Origin of the sequence: Tsuneonella aeria (genome assembly GCF_009827495.1) — a bacterium.
In the GTDB taxonomy this organism is placed as follows: Bacteria; Pseudomonadota; Alphaproteobacteria; order Sphingomonadales; family Sphingomonadaceae; genus Tsuneonella; species Tsuneonella aeria.
The window spans coordinates 57,922-70,406 of sequence record NZ_WTZA01000002.1; the positions used below are offsets into that span (position 1 = coordinate 57,922).

Annotated in this window: 16 protein-coding genes; 12 read left to right on the forward strand and 4 right to left on the reverse strand. The window is 68.7% G+C overall.

What is annotated here, in order from left to right; genetic code table 11:
• Positions 1 to 9: 9 nt before the first annotated feature.
• Complete coding sequence (pyk, locus tag GRI40_RS10760; protein WP_160611597.1) at positions 10 to 1,467, reverse strand: pyruvate kinase; 1,458 nt, start codon at positions 1,465 to 1,467, stop codon at positions 10 to 12.
• A gap of 189 nt (positions 1,468 to 1,656) precedes the next feature.
• On the opposite strand from pyk, the gene GRI40_RS10765 reads away from it, so the two are divergent.
• The 3 genes from GRI40_RS10765 (at position 1,657) to GRI40_RS10775 (ending at position 4,236) form a co-directional block, all read left to right on the forward strand.
• Positions 1,657 to 1,893: a DUF2312 domain-containing protein gene (locus GRI40_RS10765; RefSeq protein ID WP_160612051.1), complete on the forward strand. Its 237-nt coding sequence runs from the start codon at positions 1,657 to 1,659 to the stop codon at positions 1,891 to 1,893.
• Between the two features lie 65 nt (positions 1,894 to 1,958).
• A complete protein-coding gene (locus GRI40_RS10770; protein WP_202390328.1) occupies positions 1,959 to 2,843 on the forward strand; it encodes an SDR family oxidoreductase in 885 nt (294 codons plus the stop codon).
• A gap of 82 nt (positions 2,844 to 2,925) precedes the next feature.
• Positions 2,926 to 4,236, forward strand: coding sequence for a metal-dependent hydrolase family protein (locus tag GRI40_RS10775; RefSeq protein WP_160611598.1), 1,311 nt, complete (start codon positions 2,926 to 2,928; stop codon positions 4,234 to 4,236).
• A 4-nt stretch (positions 4,237 to 4,240) separates the two neighbouring features.
• Here the strand turns inward: GRI40_RS10775 and GRI40_RS10780 are convergent, their stop codons facing one another.
• A complete protein-coding gene (locus GRI40_RS10780; RefSeq protein ID WP_160611599.1) occupies positions 4,241 to 4,987 on the reverse strand; it encodes a CPBP family glutamic-type intramembrane protease in 747 nt (248 codons plus the stop codon).
• A 51-nt stretch (positions 4,988 to 5,038) separates the two neighbouring features.
• On the opposite strand from GRI40_RS10780, the gene GRI40_RS10785 reads away from it, so the two are divergent.
• The 7 genes from GRI40_RS10785 (at position 5,039) to GRI40_RS10815 (ending at position 9,157) form a co-directional block, all read left to right on the forward strand.
• Positions 5,039 to 5,782 (forward strand): YebC/PmpR family DNA-binding transcriptional regulator, encoded by a 744-nt coding sequence (locus GRI40_RS10785; RefSeq protein WP_160611600.1) that lies wholly within the window; start codon positions 5,039 to 5,041, stop codon positions 5,780 to 5,782.
• Positions 5,783 to 5,808: 26 nt separating this feature from the next.
• Entirely contained in the window at positions 5,809 to 6,276 is a 468-nt protein-coding gene (ruvC, locus tag GRI40_RS10790; RefSeq protein ID WP_160611601.1) for a crossover junction endodeoxyribonuclease RuvC, read from the forward strand.
• A gap of 67 nt (positions 6,277 to 6,343) precedes the next feature.
• Positions 6,344 to 6,655, forward strand: a complete 312-nt coding sequence (locus GRI40_RS10795; RefSeq protein ID WP_160611602.1) for an antibiotic biosynthesis monooxygenase family protein — start codon at positions 6,344 to 6,346, stop codon at positions 6,653 to 6,655.
• A complete protein-coding gene (locus tag GRI40_RS10800; RefSeq protein WP_160611603.1) occupies positions 6,652 to 6,999 on the forward strand; it encodes an arsenate reductase in 348 nt (115 codons plus the stop codon). The genes GRI40_RS10795 and GRI40_RS10800 overlap by 4 nt, the downstream gene beginning before the upstream one ends.
• Before the next feature lie 6 nt (positions 7,000 to 7,005).
• The gene (gene pnuC, locus GRI40_RS10805; protein ID WP_160611604.1) at positions 7,006 to 7,587 is read left to right on the forward strand and encodes a nicotinamide riboside transporter PnuC; all 582 of its coding nucleotides are present in this window, start codon (positions 7,006 to 7,008) and stop codon (positions 7,585 to 7,587) included.
• A complete protein-coding gene (locus tag GRI40_RS10810; protein WP_160611605.1) occupies positions 7,584 to 8,105 on the forward strand; it encodes an AAA family ATPase in 522 nt (173 codons plus the stop codon). The genes pnuC and GRI40_RS10810 overlap by 4 nt, the downstream gene beginning before the upstream one ends.
• Before the next feature lie 29 nt (positions 8,106 to 8,134).
• The gene (locus tag GRI40_RS10815; RefSeq protein ID WP_160612053.1) at positions 8,135 to 9,157 is read left to right on the forward strand and encodes a glycerophosphodiester phosphodiesterase family protein; all 1,023 of its coding nucleotides are present in this window, start codon (positions 8,135 to 8,137) and stop codon (positions 9,155 to 9,157) included.
• On the opposite strand, the gene ubiG is transcribed toward GRI40_RS10815, so the two are convergent.
• Positions 9,135 to 9,920, reverse strand: coding sequence for a bifunctional 2-polyprenyl-6-hydroxyphenol methylase/3-demethylubiquinol 3-O-methyltransferase UbiG (gene ubiG / locus GRI40_RS10820; RefSeq protein WP_160612054.1), 786 nt, complete (start codon positions 9,918 to 9,920; stop codon positions 9,135 to 9,137). The genes GRI40_RS10815 and ubiG overlap by 23 nt on opposite strands.
• Before the next feature lie 52 nt (positions 9,921 to 9,972).
• On the opposite strand from ubiG, the gene GRI40_RS10825 reads away from it, so the two are divergent.
• Positions 9,973 to 11,253, forward strand: a complete 1,281-nt coding sequence (locus GRI40_RS10825; protein ID WP_160611606.1) for an aspartate kinase — start codon at positions 9,973 to 9,975, stop codon at positions 11,251 to 11,253.
• Positions 11,254 to 11,289: 36 nt separating this feature from the next.
• Here the strand turns inward: GRI40_RS10825 and GRI40_RS10830 are convergent, their stop codons facing one another.
• Positions 11,290 to 11,820, reverse strand: a complete 531-nt coding sequence (locus GRI40_RS10830; RefSeq protein ID WP_160611607.1) for a cytochrome b — start codon at positions 11,818 to 11,820, stop codon at positions 11,290 to 11,292.
• Between the two features lie 18 nt (positions 11,821 to 11,838).
• Between GRI40_RS10830 and GRI40_RS10835 the strand changes: the two genes are divergently transcribed.
• Complete coding sequence (locus tag GRI40_RS10835) at positions 11,839 to 12,471, forward strand: dioxygenase family protein (protein WP_160611608.1); 633 nt, start codon at positions 11,839 to 11,841, stop codon at positions 12,469 to 12,471.
• Positions 12,472 to 12,485 lie beyond the last annotated feature (14 nt).

A 12,485-nucleotide genomic window follows, 5' to 3' on the forward strand; every position in this document is an offset into this window, starting at 1 on the left:
GCGGGTTCGCTAGGCGGCCTTGGGCCGCGAAAGCTCGTCCCCGCTAAGCGTGACAAGGTGAAGCAGGTTCGTGCTGCCGGGGGTTCCGAACGGGACCCCCGCAAGCGCGATCAGCTTCGATCCCGCCACGCCGAAGCCATGGCGCAGCGCCATGCGCTTGCCCTTGGCGATCATCTCTTCGAAACTGCCGATATCCTTCGTGGTCACGGGATGCGCACCCCATAGCAGGGCCGTGCGCCGGGCGGTCTTGATCGACGGGGTCAGCACCAGCATGGGCACGCTGGGCCGTTCGCGCGCCACCCGGCGCGCCGTGCTGCCCGACCCGGTGAACACGATGATCCCGAGAATCGCGACCGTATCGGAAATCGTCGTGCAGGCGTGGCTCAGCGCGTCCGCCGTGGTCCGGTCGGGCGGCGTGTCGAGAAACCGCACGCGACCGAGATAGGCCTCGTCCCGCTCCACCTGGGCGGCGATCCGGTCCATGATCGTCACCGCTTCTTCCGGCCAGGCGCCGGCGGCGGTTTCCGCGCTGAGCATCACGGCATCCGCCCCGTCATACACCGCGTTGGCGACGTCGGAGACTTCGGCGCGCGTCGGCGTCGGGCTCTCGATCATCGATTCCAGCATCTGGGTGGCGACGATCACCGGCTTGCCCGCGTTGCGCGCCGCGTTGACGATCTTCTTCTGAAGCGGCGGCACCTCCTGCGGCTCCAGCTCCACGCCCAGGTCGCCGCGGGCGACCATGATGCCGTCGGCCAGCTCGATGATCTCGTCGAGCCGCTTGATCGCCATCGGCTTTTCGATCTTGGCGCACAGCGCGCCGTGGCCGCCCATCAGCTTGCGCGCCTCGGCCACGTCTTCCGGCCGCTGGACGAAGCTGAGGCCGATCCAGTCCACCCCCTGCTGGATCGCGAAGGCGAGATCGCGGCGGTCCTTTTCCGTGAGCGCCGGGATCGGCACCTCTGCGTCGGGCACGTTCACGCCCTTGCGGTCGGAGATCACGCCGCCGACTTCGGCCGAACACAGGATGCTGTCGGCATCGGCCCTGATGACCTTCAGGCGGATCTTGCCGTCGTTGATGAGCAGGCGCTGGCCCTTGTGCAGCACCCCGAACAATTCGGGATGCGGCAGGTGGACGCGGGTCTCGTCACCGGCTGCCGGGTTGCGGTCGAGCGTGAAGTGGCCCGAATGGCGGATCACCGCGCGGCCATCCTTGAACGTGCCGACGCGCAGCTTGGGCCCTTGCAGATCGGCCAGGATGGCGATCGGGCGGCCGAGCGCCTTTTCCAGTTCGCGGATCGCCCGGATCGTGGCCAGGTGGTCGGCCTGTTCGCCGTGGCTCATGTTGACGCGGAACGCATCGGCGCCTGCGCGCAGCAGCCTTTCGAGCATGTCGGGGGACCGGCTGGCGGGGCCGACGGTGGCGAGGATCTTGACCTTGCGCTGGCGCGGTTCGAGCTTCTGCATGGCACGCGCCTATGGCAGGGGCAGCCGGCAACACAACCCCGCGCAATGGAGCGCAGGGCCGGTGAACCGCGCGCGATGCGCTGGGCCGAGAAGTTTTCCCCGCCCGCCGCCACCCCCTTCACCCGCGCCGGGCGGCTGGCTATGCGCAGCGCCCCACCGATTCTCGAAATCTACCGGAGCTTGATTGAAATGGCCGATGCCACCGACGACCGCCTGCGCCTCCTGATCGAACGCATCGAGCGGCTGGAGGAAGAGAAGAAGGGCATCGCCGACGACATCCGGGACGTCTATGCGGAGGCGAAGGCGGTCGGTTACGATGCCAAGATCATGCGGCAGATCGTGCGCCTGCGGAAGATGAAGCCCGACGACCGGGCCGAGATGGAGACCATCCTGGAAGTGTACAAGAACGCGCTCGGCCTCGGCTGACATCGACCCGCGCGCCGGAACGCGCGCCCGCGGGCCGGGTTGGCTTCGGTGAAAGGAATTCACCGATGACCAAGCAGAGCGATACCACCGACGTCGACAAGGCCTTCGTCGAGGAGACCGGCGAGGAACCCCGGATGCCGGGCCACGAATCGCAGATGGACGACAAGCCCGCATGGCAGCCGCGCTACCCCGGCTCCGGCCGCTTGGAGGGCAAGGTCGCCATCGTCACCGGCGGCGATTCGGGCATCGGCCGGGCGACCGCGGTCCTGTTCGCGCGCGAAGGCGCCAGGGTTGCGATCTCGCACCTGGAAGAAGACGACGACGCGCGGTTCACCGCCGACCGCATCGCCGACGAGGGGAGCGAGGCGCTGATCCATCGCGGGGACCTGGGCGATCCCCAGGTCGCGAAGGACCTCGTCAAGCAGGTGGTCGACAAGTGGGGCCGGCTCGACGTGCTGGTCAACAACGCCGGCGAGCAGCACCCCGACAAGGACATCACCGATATCACGGTGGAACAGCTCCAGCGCACGTTCCAGACCAACATCTTCTCGATGTTCTACCTGGTCCAGGCCGCGCGGCCGCACCTGAAGAAAGGCGCGGCGATCATCAACTGCACCAGCGTGACGATGTACCAGGGTTCGAAAGAACTGCTCGATTATTCGAGCACGAAGGGCGCCATCACCGCCTTCACCCGCTCGCTGAGCGAGAACCTGATCGGCGACGGCATCCGCGTGAACGCGGTGGCGCCGGGCCCGATCTGGACGCCGCTCAACCCGTTCGGCGGGGCCACGCCCGAAAAGCTCAAGACCTTCGGCGAGGATACTCCCATCGGCCGTCCGGGCCAGCCGAACGAAGTCGCCCCGTCGTTCCTGTTCCTGGCGTGCGAGGATTCCAGCTACATGTCGGGCCAGGTGCTTCATCCCAACGGAGGGACGATCGTCAACGGCTAGCGGCGATTGCCAGCGGCCCGTCCCGACTTTATCCCTTCGCCCGCAATAGCGCGATATGACGCGATCTGGGGGAGGGGATGACATGAAGACCTGGGTTCTGGCGGCACTTGCGGCCGTATCGCCGATCGCGGTGGCGCACGCGCAGGAGGTGCAGGACGGGACCGGCGTGACCTACATCCACGCCGGCCGCCTGCTCGACCGGCCGGGCGAGGCCCCGCGCGGACCGTCCACCGTAATCGTGCGCGGCGGCAAGGTGGCCGAGGTTCGCGACGGCCACGTCGCGGCAGAGGCGGGGGCGAGGGTCGTCGACCTGAAGGACAGGTTCGTCCTTCCCGGCCTCATCGACATGCACGTCCACCTTCTCGGCATCGGCGGCGACCCGATGCGCGCCCGCATGCTGGCGATCAACACCGAAACGGAAGATGACGCGCTCTACGGCGCGGGCAATGCCCGCCGTACGCTGCAGGCCGGCTTCACCACGGTGCGCGATCTGGGCGGGCTTGCCCGCGGCATTCGCGCGCTGCGCGACGCGATCGACCGCGGCGACGTAGACGGGCCGACGATCGTCAACGCGGGCGAGCCGATCTCCGTCACGGGCGGGCATGGCGATCCGCGGAACGGCCTGTCTTCCGACATCGCCCACGCCGTTGCCGACGATGTGGACAACACCTGCGACGGACCGGACGATTGCCGGCGCGCCGTGCGCCGCCAGGTCGGCAAGGGCGCGCAGGTGATCAAGTTCATGGCCACCGGCGGCGTCCTGTCGAACGTTTCGGGCGGGCTCGGCCGGGCGATGGAGCGTGACGAGATGCGCGCCGTGATCGACACCGCGCACGGCCTGGGCCGCAAGGTCGCGGCGCACAGCCATGCGCGTGAAGGGACCGCCGCCGCGGTGGAGGCGGGCGTCGATACGATCGACCACGGCACGTTCCTCGACGATGCGACGGTGCGCCTGATGAAGGATCGCGGCACCTGGCTGGTGCCGACCATGTTGGCGCCGGCGACCGCGCTCGAACAGGCCGAGGCCGGCAGCCTGCCGCCCGCCGTCGTGCCCAAGGCGCGCGAGGCGGCCGCCGCGGCAAGAGCGAGCTACGCCCGGGCCATCGCGGCCGGCGTGCGGATCGCGTTCGGCACGGATTCCGGCGTGTCCCGCCACGGTGACAACGCCCGCGAATTCGCCCTGCTGGTCGAAGCCGGAATGACCCCGGCACAGGCGATCCGCGCGGCCACGGTCGATGCGGCCGAAGCGCTCGGCCGGCCCGGACTCGGTGTCATCGCGGCGGGCGGCCCGGCCGACCTGATCGCGGTGAGCGGCGATCCGCTGGCCAACGTGCGCGAGCTGGAAGACGTCGATTTCGTGATGAAGGGCGGGAAGGTCGTTCCGCTGGATTGAGCGTTCAGCCCGAACCCGCCAGCATCAGTCCGGCAAACAGCGCGTTGTGCAGCATGTGCAGCGCGATCCCCGCCAGCAGGCCGTGGCGCACGCGCAGGTAGCCGAGGAGCAGCGCAAGCACGAACTGCGGCAGAACCAGCGGCAGCAGCGCCGGCGATGCACCGGCGAAATTGCTGAGGTGGACGCCGGCGAACAGCAGCGCGCTGGCGTAGAAGAACCACGGGAAATGGCGCTGGAAGGCGCCCAGCGCCGGCCGCTTGCGCAGCGCGAATAGCAAGGCGCCCGCCAAAACGAACGCCGCCGCCAGCGCCCCGCCCGCCAGCAGCGATCCGGGATAGAGCACGATCGCCGCCGCGCCGGCCAGCAACGCCAGCACAGCCAGGATATGCCCGGGCCGCCCGGACAGCCAGCCGCGGAACACGATCTCTTCCCCGATCGGCGCGCCCGCGACGATGAAGGCGACCATGATCGGCGTGAGGGTGAAGCCGTTCAGCAGGTGATCGGGCAGCTCCAGCCCCAGCGCGCTCGCCAGCCCGATCCCGCCCAGCACGGCGGCCATCAGGGCAAGGTCCAGCGCGAACAGGACCAGCACCGCGCGCGCCGCCGGGCCGGGCGACAGGTCGGCGCGATCCGGCAGCACCGGGCGGCGCAGGAACGCGCCGAAGCGGCGCCACGTCGCCGGCAGCGGCAGGCGCCGCGCTGCATTTGTCGGCGCCGGCGATGGCCCGGCTCTTGTCGGTTGCCCGCTCATGCGGCTAATGCGCCCCCCGTCCCTCAATCCACGTCAGCAAGAACGGACTTTATGGCAGGCCATTCCAAGTTCAAAAATATCATGCACCGCAAGGGCGCGCAGGACAAGAAGCGCTCGGCGCAGTTCTCCAAGCTGTCCCGCGAAATCACGGTGGCGGCCAAGATGGGAACGCCCGATCCGGACATGAACCCGCGCCTGCGGCTGGCCGTCAACAATGCAAAATCGCTGTCGATGCCCAAGGACAACATCCAGCGCGCGATCGACAAGGCCGCGGCTGCCGGGGGCGAGGATTACGAGGAAGTGCGCTACGAAGGCTATGGCCCGGGCGGCGTGGCCCTGATCGTCGAGGCGCTGACCGACAACCGTAACCGCACCGCCACCAACGTGCGGACCGCGTTTGCCAAGAACGGCGGCAACCTGGGCGCCAGCGGCGCGGTCAGCCACGGCTTCGAACGCCGCGGCCAGATCGAATATCCGGCCACCGCGGGGGACGAGGAAACGGTGCTGGAAGCCGCGATCGAAGCGGGCGCCGACGACGTGGAGAGCGGCGAGGACGGGCACACCGTATGGACCGACATGGAGTCGCTGCACGAAGTCGCCGGCGCGCTGGAAAAAGCGCTGGGCGAACCGGAATCGGTCAAGCTGGCGTGGAAGCCCAACCTGATGGTCGATGTGGCGGAAGGGGATGCGGCCACCCTGTTCAAGCTGGTCGACGCGCTGGAAGACGATGACGACGTCCAGACCGTGTGGGGCAACTACGCGGTCAGCGACGAGATCATGGAGAAGCTCGGCTGAACCTGGCCGGCAGGGGTGGAGGCGGCGTGATCATCCTCGGCCTCGACCCTTCGCTCAGCTGCACCGGGTGGGGCGTGATCCGCAGCGAAGGATCGCGCCTGTCACACGTGGCCAACGGGCAGGTGCCGACGGACGCCAAGGCGCCGATCGCGCAGCGGCTGCATCGCCTCCACGACGCGGTCGCCGCGCTGATCACTACGTACGCGCCCGACCGCGTGGGGATCGAGGAGGTGTTCGTGAACAAGAACCCCCAGTCCACGCTCAAGCTGGCGCAGGCGCGCGGCGCGGTGCTGGCGGCCTGCGGCGGGGCGGGGGTGCCGGTGCGGGAACACGCCGCGCGGCTGGTCAAGAAGGCCGTCGTCGGCACGGGGGCGGCGGAAAAGGCGCAAGTCCAGGCGATGCTCAAGATCCTGCTGCCGGGGGCCGATGTGGCCGGCGCCGATGCCGCCGACGCGCTGGCGGTCGCCATCGCGGACGCGCACCAGGCGGGATGAATATCCTGGTGCGCTTGCCCCTGCCAATGCCCTGTCGAGGGACCGTGAAAAGGGAACGAATCGGCTGATGTTCCTCGTCGTTTTCCGCAATCGCAAGCGCGCCGACATGGACGCCGCGTCCTATGCCGCAGATGCCGCGGCGATGGCGCAAATGGCGGCGGCGCAACCCGGCTACCGCGCGTTCAAGTCCTACACCGCTGATGATGGCGAAGTGGTCGCGATCAGCGAGTGGGACGACGAGGCGAGCGCCCGCGCCTGGGGGCGGCTTGCCGAACACCGCGCGGTCCAGCACAAGGGCCGCACACACTATTACGCCGATTACACCCTGTTCGCGTGCGATGCGCCGCGGGTTCACCGGTTCGAGGGGCAGGAACGATGACGCTTCATTTCTACGGCATTCCCAACTGCGACACGGTCAGGAAAGCACGCGCCTGGCTCGATGCGAACGGGCAGGCCTACGTGTTCCACGACTACAAGAAGGAAGGCGCTGACCAGGATCGCTTGCGTGGCTGGGTCCAGGCGGTCGGCTGGGAAAAGCTGCTCAACCGCAAGGGCACGTCGTTCCGCAAGCTGGAGCCCGCCCAGAAGGAGGGGCTCGACGATGAAAAGGCCATTCGCCTGATGGCGGCGAACCCGTCGATGATCCGGCGCCCCGTGGTGGAAAGCGAAGGCGGGCTGCTGGTCGGCTTCGACGAGGCGCAATGGAGCGCGCAGCTGGGCTGACCGGGGGTGGACCCGCTCGAAATCGCCGGGGCGCTGCTCGGCCTCGTCAACATCGTGCTGCTGGTGCGGCGGTCGGTGTGGAATTTCCCCGCGGCGATGGCGATGGTCACCTGCATCGGCGTGGTGCTGTTCGAAGCGCGGCTTTACGCCGAAGCCGGGCTGCAGGTGTTCTTCTTCGTGGTCAACGCCTGGGGCTGGTACCTGTGGACCCGCGCCCGGCGCGCGGGCAGCGGCGGGACCGTGGTGCCCGTGGGCTGGCTCGGCTGGCCGGCACGTATCGGCTGGATTGCGGCAACCGCCGTGGTCAGCGTCGCGCTGGGCCTGGCGCTCGGGCGCTGGACCGATGCGGCCCTGCCGATGGCCGACAGCGCGGTGACGGGGATGAGCATCACGGCGCAAATTCTCCTCGGGCTGCGGCGGATTGAAAACTGGATGCTGTGGATCGCGGTCGACGTGCTGGCCATCGGGCTCTACCTGATGCGCGACCTGCACGTGCTGGCGGCGCTTTACGTTGCGTTTCTGGTGCTGTCGGTATTGGGCCTCAGGACATGGACGCGCGCGGCGCGAAGGGAAGGGGCGGGGGCATGAAGGTCTGTTTCCACGGTGCGGAAAGCACCGGCAAGTCGGTCCTGGCGGCAAAGCTGGCGGCCGAATGGCACTGTCCGCTGGTGACCGAATTCGGCCGCCACTATGCCGAAAACGTCGGCATCAGGTTCGGCCTTGCCGACCTGCTGGCGATCGGCGCGGAACAGGACCGCCTGATCCGCGAAGCCGCAGCGGCCGATCCCGCGCTGCTGCTGATCGACACCGATCCGCTGATGACCGCCGCCTGGGCGGGCATGTTGCTGGGGCGGGTGCCGGCCGAGCTGCTCGCCTGCGAAAAGGCCGATCTCTACCTCCTGTTCGCGCCCGACGTTCCGTGGGTGGAGGACGGCACGCGGTTCTTCGGCACGGGCGAATCGCGCGCCGAATTCGCGCAGCTCGCCGAAGACCTGCTGGTGCAAACCGGCGTGCCCTATCGCACGATCTCGGGCGACTGGGACACGCGCGAGGCCAGCGTCCGCGCGATCATCGCCGAAGCGCTGGAGCAGAGGAGGCAAGGGTGAGGTTCATCGAGACCGTGCAACAAGGCGCCATGCGTTTCCTGATTCCCCTCGTCGCCCTGACGCTCGCCATCCCGGCGCAGGCCCAGCTTGTCATCGCCCACCGCGGCGCCAGCGGGGAGCGGCCGGAACATACGCTGGCCGCTTACGAACGGGCGATCGACGCCGGCGCGGACTTTATCGAGCCCGACCTGGTGGTGACGAAGGATCTGGTGCTGGTGGCCCGGCACGAGAACGAGCTGGCCGATTCCACCGATGTCGCCAGCCGCGCCGAATTCGCCGACCGCCGGCGCACGAAGGAGATCGAGGGGCGCAGGGTCTCCGGCTGGTTCGCCGAGGATTTCACCCTGGCGGAACTGCGGACCTTGCGCGCGAAGGAACGGCTGGGCACGCTGCGCCCTGCGAGCGCGCGGTACGACGGGCTCTACCAGGTGCCGACCTTTGCGGAGATCGTGGCCCTGGTCCGCGCGAAGGAGGCCGAAACCGGCCGCCGCGTCGGCCTCTACCCTGAACTGAAGCATCCGGCGTTCCTGCTGCAACAGGGCATCGACGTCGTCGACCTGCTGGTGGCGGCGGTGCGCAAGGAAGGGCTGGACGGCAAGCAGGCGCCGCTGTTCATCCAGAGCTTCGAGGTCGCGCCCTTGCAGCGCCTCGACAAGCTGCTCGACGCCCGCCTCGTGCAGCTCGTGGCTGCCGATGGCGGCCCGGCGGACGAACCCGGCATGGCCTATACCGACATGATCACGCCGAGCGGGCTGGCGGCGATCGCGGCCTATGCCGATGCCGTGGGCGCCGACACGCGGCTGGTGGTCGGCGCGAACGGCGCGGCGACCCCTCTGGTCGAACAGGCGAAGGCCGCCGGGCTGCAGGTCCACGCCTGGACCTTGCGCAAGGAAAACGCCTTCCTCCCGCCGGCGCTGCGGCGCGGCACGGCCGAAGGCGGGGTGGGCGACTATGCCGCGGCCTGGGGCATCCTCGCGGCAGCCGGGGTGGACGCGGTGTTCACCGACGATCCGGCGCTCGCGGTTCCGCTCAGGCGTTCCGCACGGCCGTGACGATGTAGTTCAGCGAAAGGTCCTGCGACAGGTGCAGGCCTTTCGCGGGCGCGAACGCGATGCCCTGCGGCGTGCCCATCGTGAGGCCTGCCGCGGCCAGCAGGTCCGACAGTTCGGCGGGCGTGACGAAATCTTCCCAGTGATGGGTGCCGCGCGGGATCATGCCCGCCGCCTCCGCCGCGCCGACCAGCAGCAGGCGCGATTGCGGCGTGCGATTGGGCGTGGAGAGGATCATCAGCCCGCCCCTGCCGCTGTCGCTGCTGCCGGCCGGCGCCAGGCGATCCGCCAGCGCGGCGACGAACGCGGGCTTGTCGCCGACGTGCTCGATCACTTCCATGCTGGTGACGAGATCGAACGTGCCGATGTCGAGCGTGCCGACCTCCCCCGCCATGTAGCGGATCGGCAGGCCCGCCCCTTCGGCATGGGCGGCGGCGGCCATCACGTTTTCCGGCGCCGCGTCGATCCCGGTCACGTCCGCGCCCAGGCGCGAGAGCGGCTCGCATAGCAGGCCCGCGCCACAACCGACATCGAGCGCGCTGCGCCCGGCGAGCGGGCGGATGCCGGCCGGGTCCACGCCCCAGTGCCGGTCGATCGCCGCGCGGACGAAGGCGAGGCGCACCGGGTTGAGGCGGTGCAGCATGGCGGACGAACCCTTCGGATCCCACCAGTCGCGCGCCATCGCGCCGAAATGCGCCGCCTCATCAGGGCGGATCGTTGTGCGGCTCGAAGTATTCATATCGGCGGCGGCTGTTGCATCGTTCATGCGCGAACCGTAACAGCGCGCCCCAGGCACTTCCAGCAGGAGCAGCGGCACGGTGGCGCGGATCGTGATGAAATTCGGCGGCACGTCGATGGCCGGGACCGAGCGCATCCGCCGGGTGGCCAATATCGTGCGCAAGCAGGCAGCAGGGGGGAACGAGGTCGCCGTCATCGTCAGCGCGATGGCGGGCGAGACGGACCGGCTGGTCAATTTCTGCCGCGAGGCAAACCCGCTCTACGACCCGGCCGAATACGATGTCGTCGTGTCCAGCGGGGAACAGGTGACGAGCGGCCTTTTGGCGCTCACCCTGCAGGCCGTGGGGTGCAAGGCGCGCTCGTGGCTCGGCTGGCAGCTGCCGATCAGCACGATCGAGGCGCACGCCAAGGCGCGTATCGACGACATCGATTCCGATGCGCTGGTCGCCAGCATGGCCGCGGGCGAGATCGCGGTGATCCCCGGCTTCCAGGGCGTCGGCCACGACGGGCGCGTGACCACGCTGGGGCGGGGCGGCTCCGACACGTCGGCCGTGGCGATCGCGGCGGCGATCGGGGCGGACCGCTGCGATATCTATACCGATGTGGACGGCGTCTACACGACGGACCCGCGCATTGTGGCCAAGGCGCGCAAGCTGAAGGCGGTGACCTACGAAGAGATGCTGGAACTCGCCAGCGTCGGGGCCAAGGTGCTCCAGACCCGGTCCGTCGGCCTCGCCATGAAGGAAGGGGTGCGGCTGCAGGTGCTGTCCAGCTTCATCGGCGACGATGCGGTGCCCGCGGATGATTTGCCCGGCACGATGATCGTGTCCGAAGCGGAAATGAATCAGCTAGTGGAGAACGGCGACATGGAACGCCAGCTCGTGACCGGTATCGCGCATGACAAGAACGAAGCGAAGGTGATCCTCACCCGCGTGCCCGACAAGCCCGGCGCGGTCGCCCATATCTTCGAACCCCTGGCGTCCGCCAGCATCAACGTCGACATGATCATCCAGAACGTCGGCCGCGACAAGGGCGAGACCGACGTGACCTTCACCGTGCCCATGGCCGACCTCGCCCGCGCCCAGGCCCTGCTGGAGGACCGCCGCGACGACATCGGCTTCAACCGCATCATCACCGACAGCAAGATCGCCAAGATCAGCGTGGTCGGCGTCGGCATGAAAAGCCACGCGGGCGTCGCGGCCACGATGTTCAAGGCCCTGGCCGAACGCGGCATCAACATCCAGGCGATCTCCACGTCGGAGATCAAGGTCAGCGTGATGATCGACGAGGACGAGACCGAACTCGCCGTCCGCGTGCTGCACACCGCCTACGGCCTCGACCAGGTGGACGACGCCGCCTGACCCGGCGGAGTGGGGGAGCGGGAGGACAGGAACGCGCTACACCATGCGATCGCGGATCAAGCGGTCGCGCAGGACAAGCTCGTGCCACAGGGCGGCGCTGATGTGGAGAGCAGCGAGCCCGCTGATGAGGATCGCGCCATATTCGTGGGTGTAGCCGGCGAGCGACAGCCAGAACTCGTCCGCGTTCGACAGGTCCGGCAGCGAGAACGACACAACTCCAAACCAGTCGAGAGGACCGCCGATCCACATCCAGACGGTCAGACCGCTGCCAAGCATCACGAAGATCAGCAAATAGAGCAGGCGGTGCACGCTGGCGGCGATCAGCCGGTTCCACCGTCCCACCGTGGCTGGAAGCGGCGGCGGAGGCGCTGCCAGGCGCCAGCTGAGCCGCAGGACCATCAAGGCGAGGATGAGCAAGCCCAGTTCGGCATGGAGCTCCCCGAGGCTCTCCGCCCGCTCGCGCGGGGCGGCATCGGTCACGAAGCCGAGCGCGATCTGACCGAGCACGAGCCCGCCCACGGCCCAGTGCAGGATGCGTGCCGGCCGGGTATAGCGATGGGACTCCATAACGAGGGACGATTCCAGATGACTGCCGACAGGACAACTCTCGCGTTGTTGTTGCGGATCGCCGCCCTGGTTGCGTGCTCGGCAGGCCACGCCACGGCCGAACAGGGGGCGCGGGCCGACCCCTACGCCTGCGAAGGCTGCGAGGCCGTCCATGAACGCCCCGCGGACTCGCTCACTTCGACGGCCCGGGTGGCCGGGCCCGAGGAGCCGGGCGAACGGTTGGTCGCCACTGGCACCGTGTTCGCCGCCGACGGCAAGACGCCGCAGGAAGGGGTGGTGATCTACCTGCACCAGACCAACGCGGCAGGCCTGTACGCCAATGGAACGGACGAGAGCGAATGGAGCCGGCGCAACGGTCGCCTGCGCGCCTGGGTTCGCACCGACGGACAGGGCCGCTACCGGTTCGAAACTATCAAACCCGCGCCGTACCCCGACATGACAATGCCGGCACACATCCACCTGATGATAGGCGAGCCCGGGAGGCGGCCCTACTATGTCGATGACATCGTGTTCGACGGCGAGTTCGGGGTCGATGCCGCCTATCGGCAGGCACAGGAGCTGCGTGGCGGCAGCGGAATCGTGTCACTTGTCCGCGACAGCGACGGTGTGCTGGTTGCGCGGCGGGATATCGTTCTTGAACGTCATCCCTGACGAGGGCCTTGTCC

Coding starts and splice junctions, on each gene's coding strand:
- pyk (WP_160611597.1), bottom strand. CDS start 1,467: ATGCAGAAGCTCGAACCGCGCCAGCGCAAGGTCAAGATCCTCGCCACC.
- GRI40_RS10765 (WP_160612051.1), top strand. CDS start 1,657: ATGGCCGATGCCACCGACGACCGCCTGCGCCTCCTGATCGAACGCATC.
- GRI40_RS10770 (WP_202390328.1), top strand. CDS start 1,959: ATGACCAAGCAGAGCGATACCACCGACGTCGACAAGGCCTTCGTCGAG.
- GRI40_RS10775 (WP_160611598.1), top strand. CDS start 2,926: ATGAAGACCTGGGTTCTGGCGGCACTTGCGGCCGTATCGCCGATCGCG.
- GRI40_RS10780 (WP_160611599.1), bottom strand. CDS start 4,987: ATGAGCGGGCAACCGACAAGAGCCGGGCCATCGCCGGCGCCGACAAAT.
- GRI40_RS10785 (WP_160611600.1), top strand. CDS start 5,039: ATGGCAGGCCATTCCAAGTTCAAAAATATCATGCACCGCAAGGGCGCG.
- GRI40_RS10795 (WP_160611602.1), top strand. CDS start 6,344: ATGTTCCTCGTCGTTTTCCGCAATCGCAAGCGCGCCGACATGGACGCC.
- GRI40_RS10800 (WP_160611603.1), top strand. CDS start 6,652: ATGACGCTTCATTTCTACGGCATTCCCAACTGCGACACGGTCAGGAAA.
- GRI40_RS10810 (WP_160611605.1), top strand. CDS start 7,584: ATGAAGGTCTGTTTCCACGGTGCGGAAAGCACCGGCAAGTCGGTCCTG.
- GRI40_RS10815 (WP_160612053.1), top strand. CDS start 8,135: ATGCGTTTCCTGATTCCCCTCGTCGCCCTGACGCTCGCCATCCCGGCG.
- ubiG (WP_160612054.1), bottom strand. CDS start 9,920: ATGAACGATGCAACAGCCGCCGCCGATATGAATACTTCGAGCCGCACA.
- GRI40_RS10830 (WP_160611607.1), bottom strand. CDS start 11,820: ATGGAGTCCCATCGCTATACCCGGCCGGCACGCATCCTGCACTGGGCC.
- GRI40_RS10835 (WP_160611608.1), top strand. CDS start 11,839: ATGACTGCCGACAGGACAACTCTCGCGTTGTTGTTGCGGATCGCCGCC.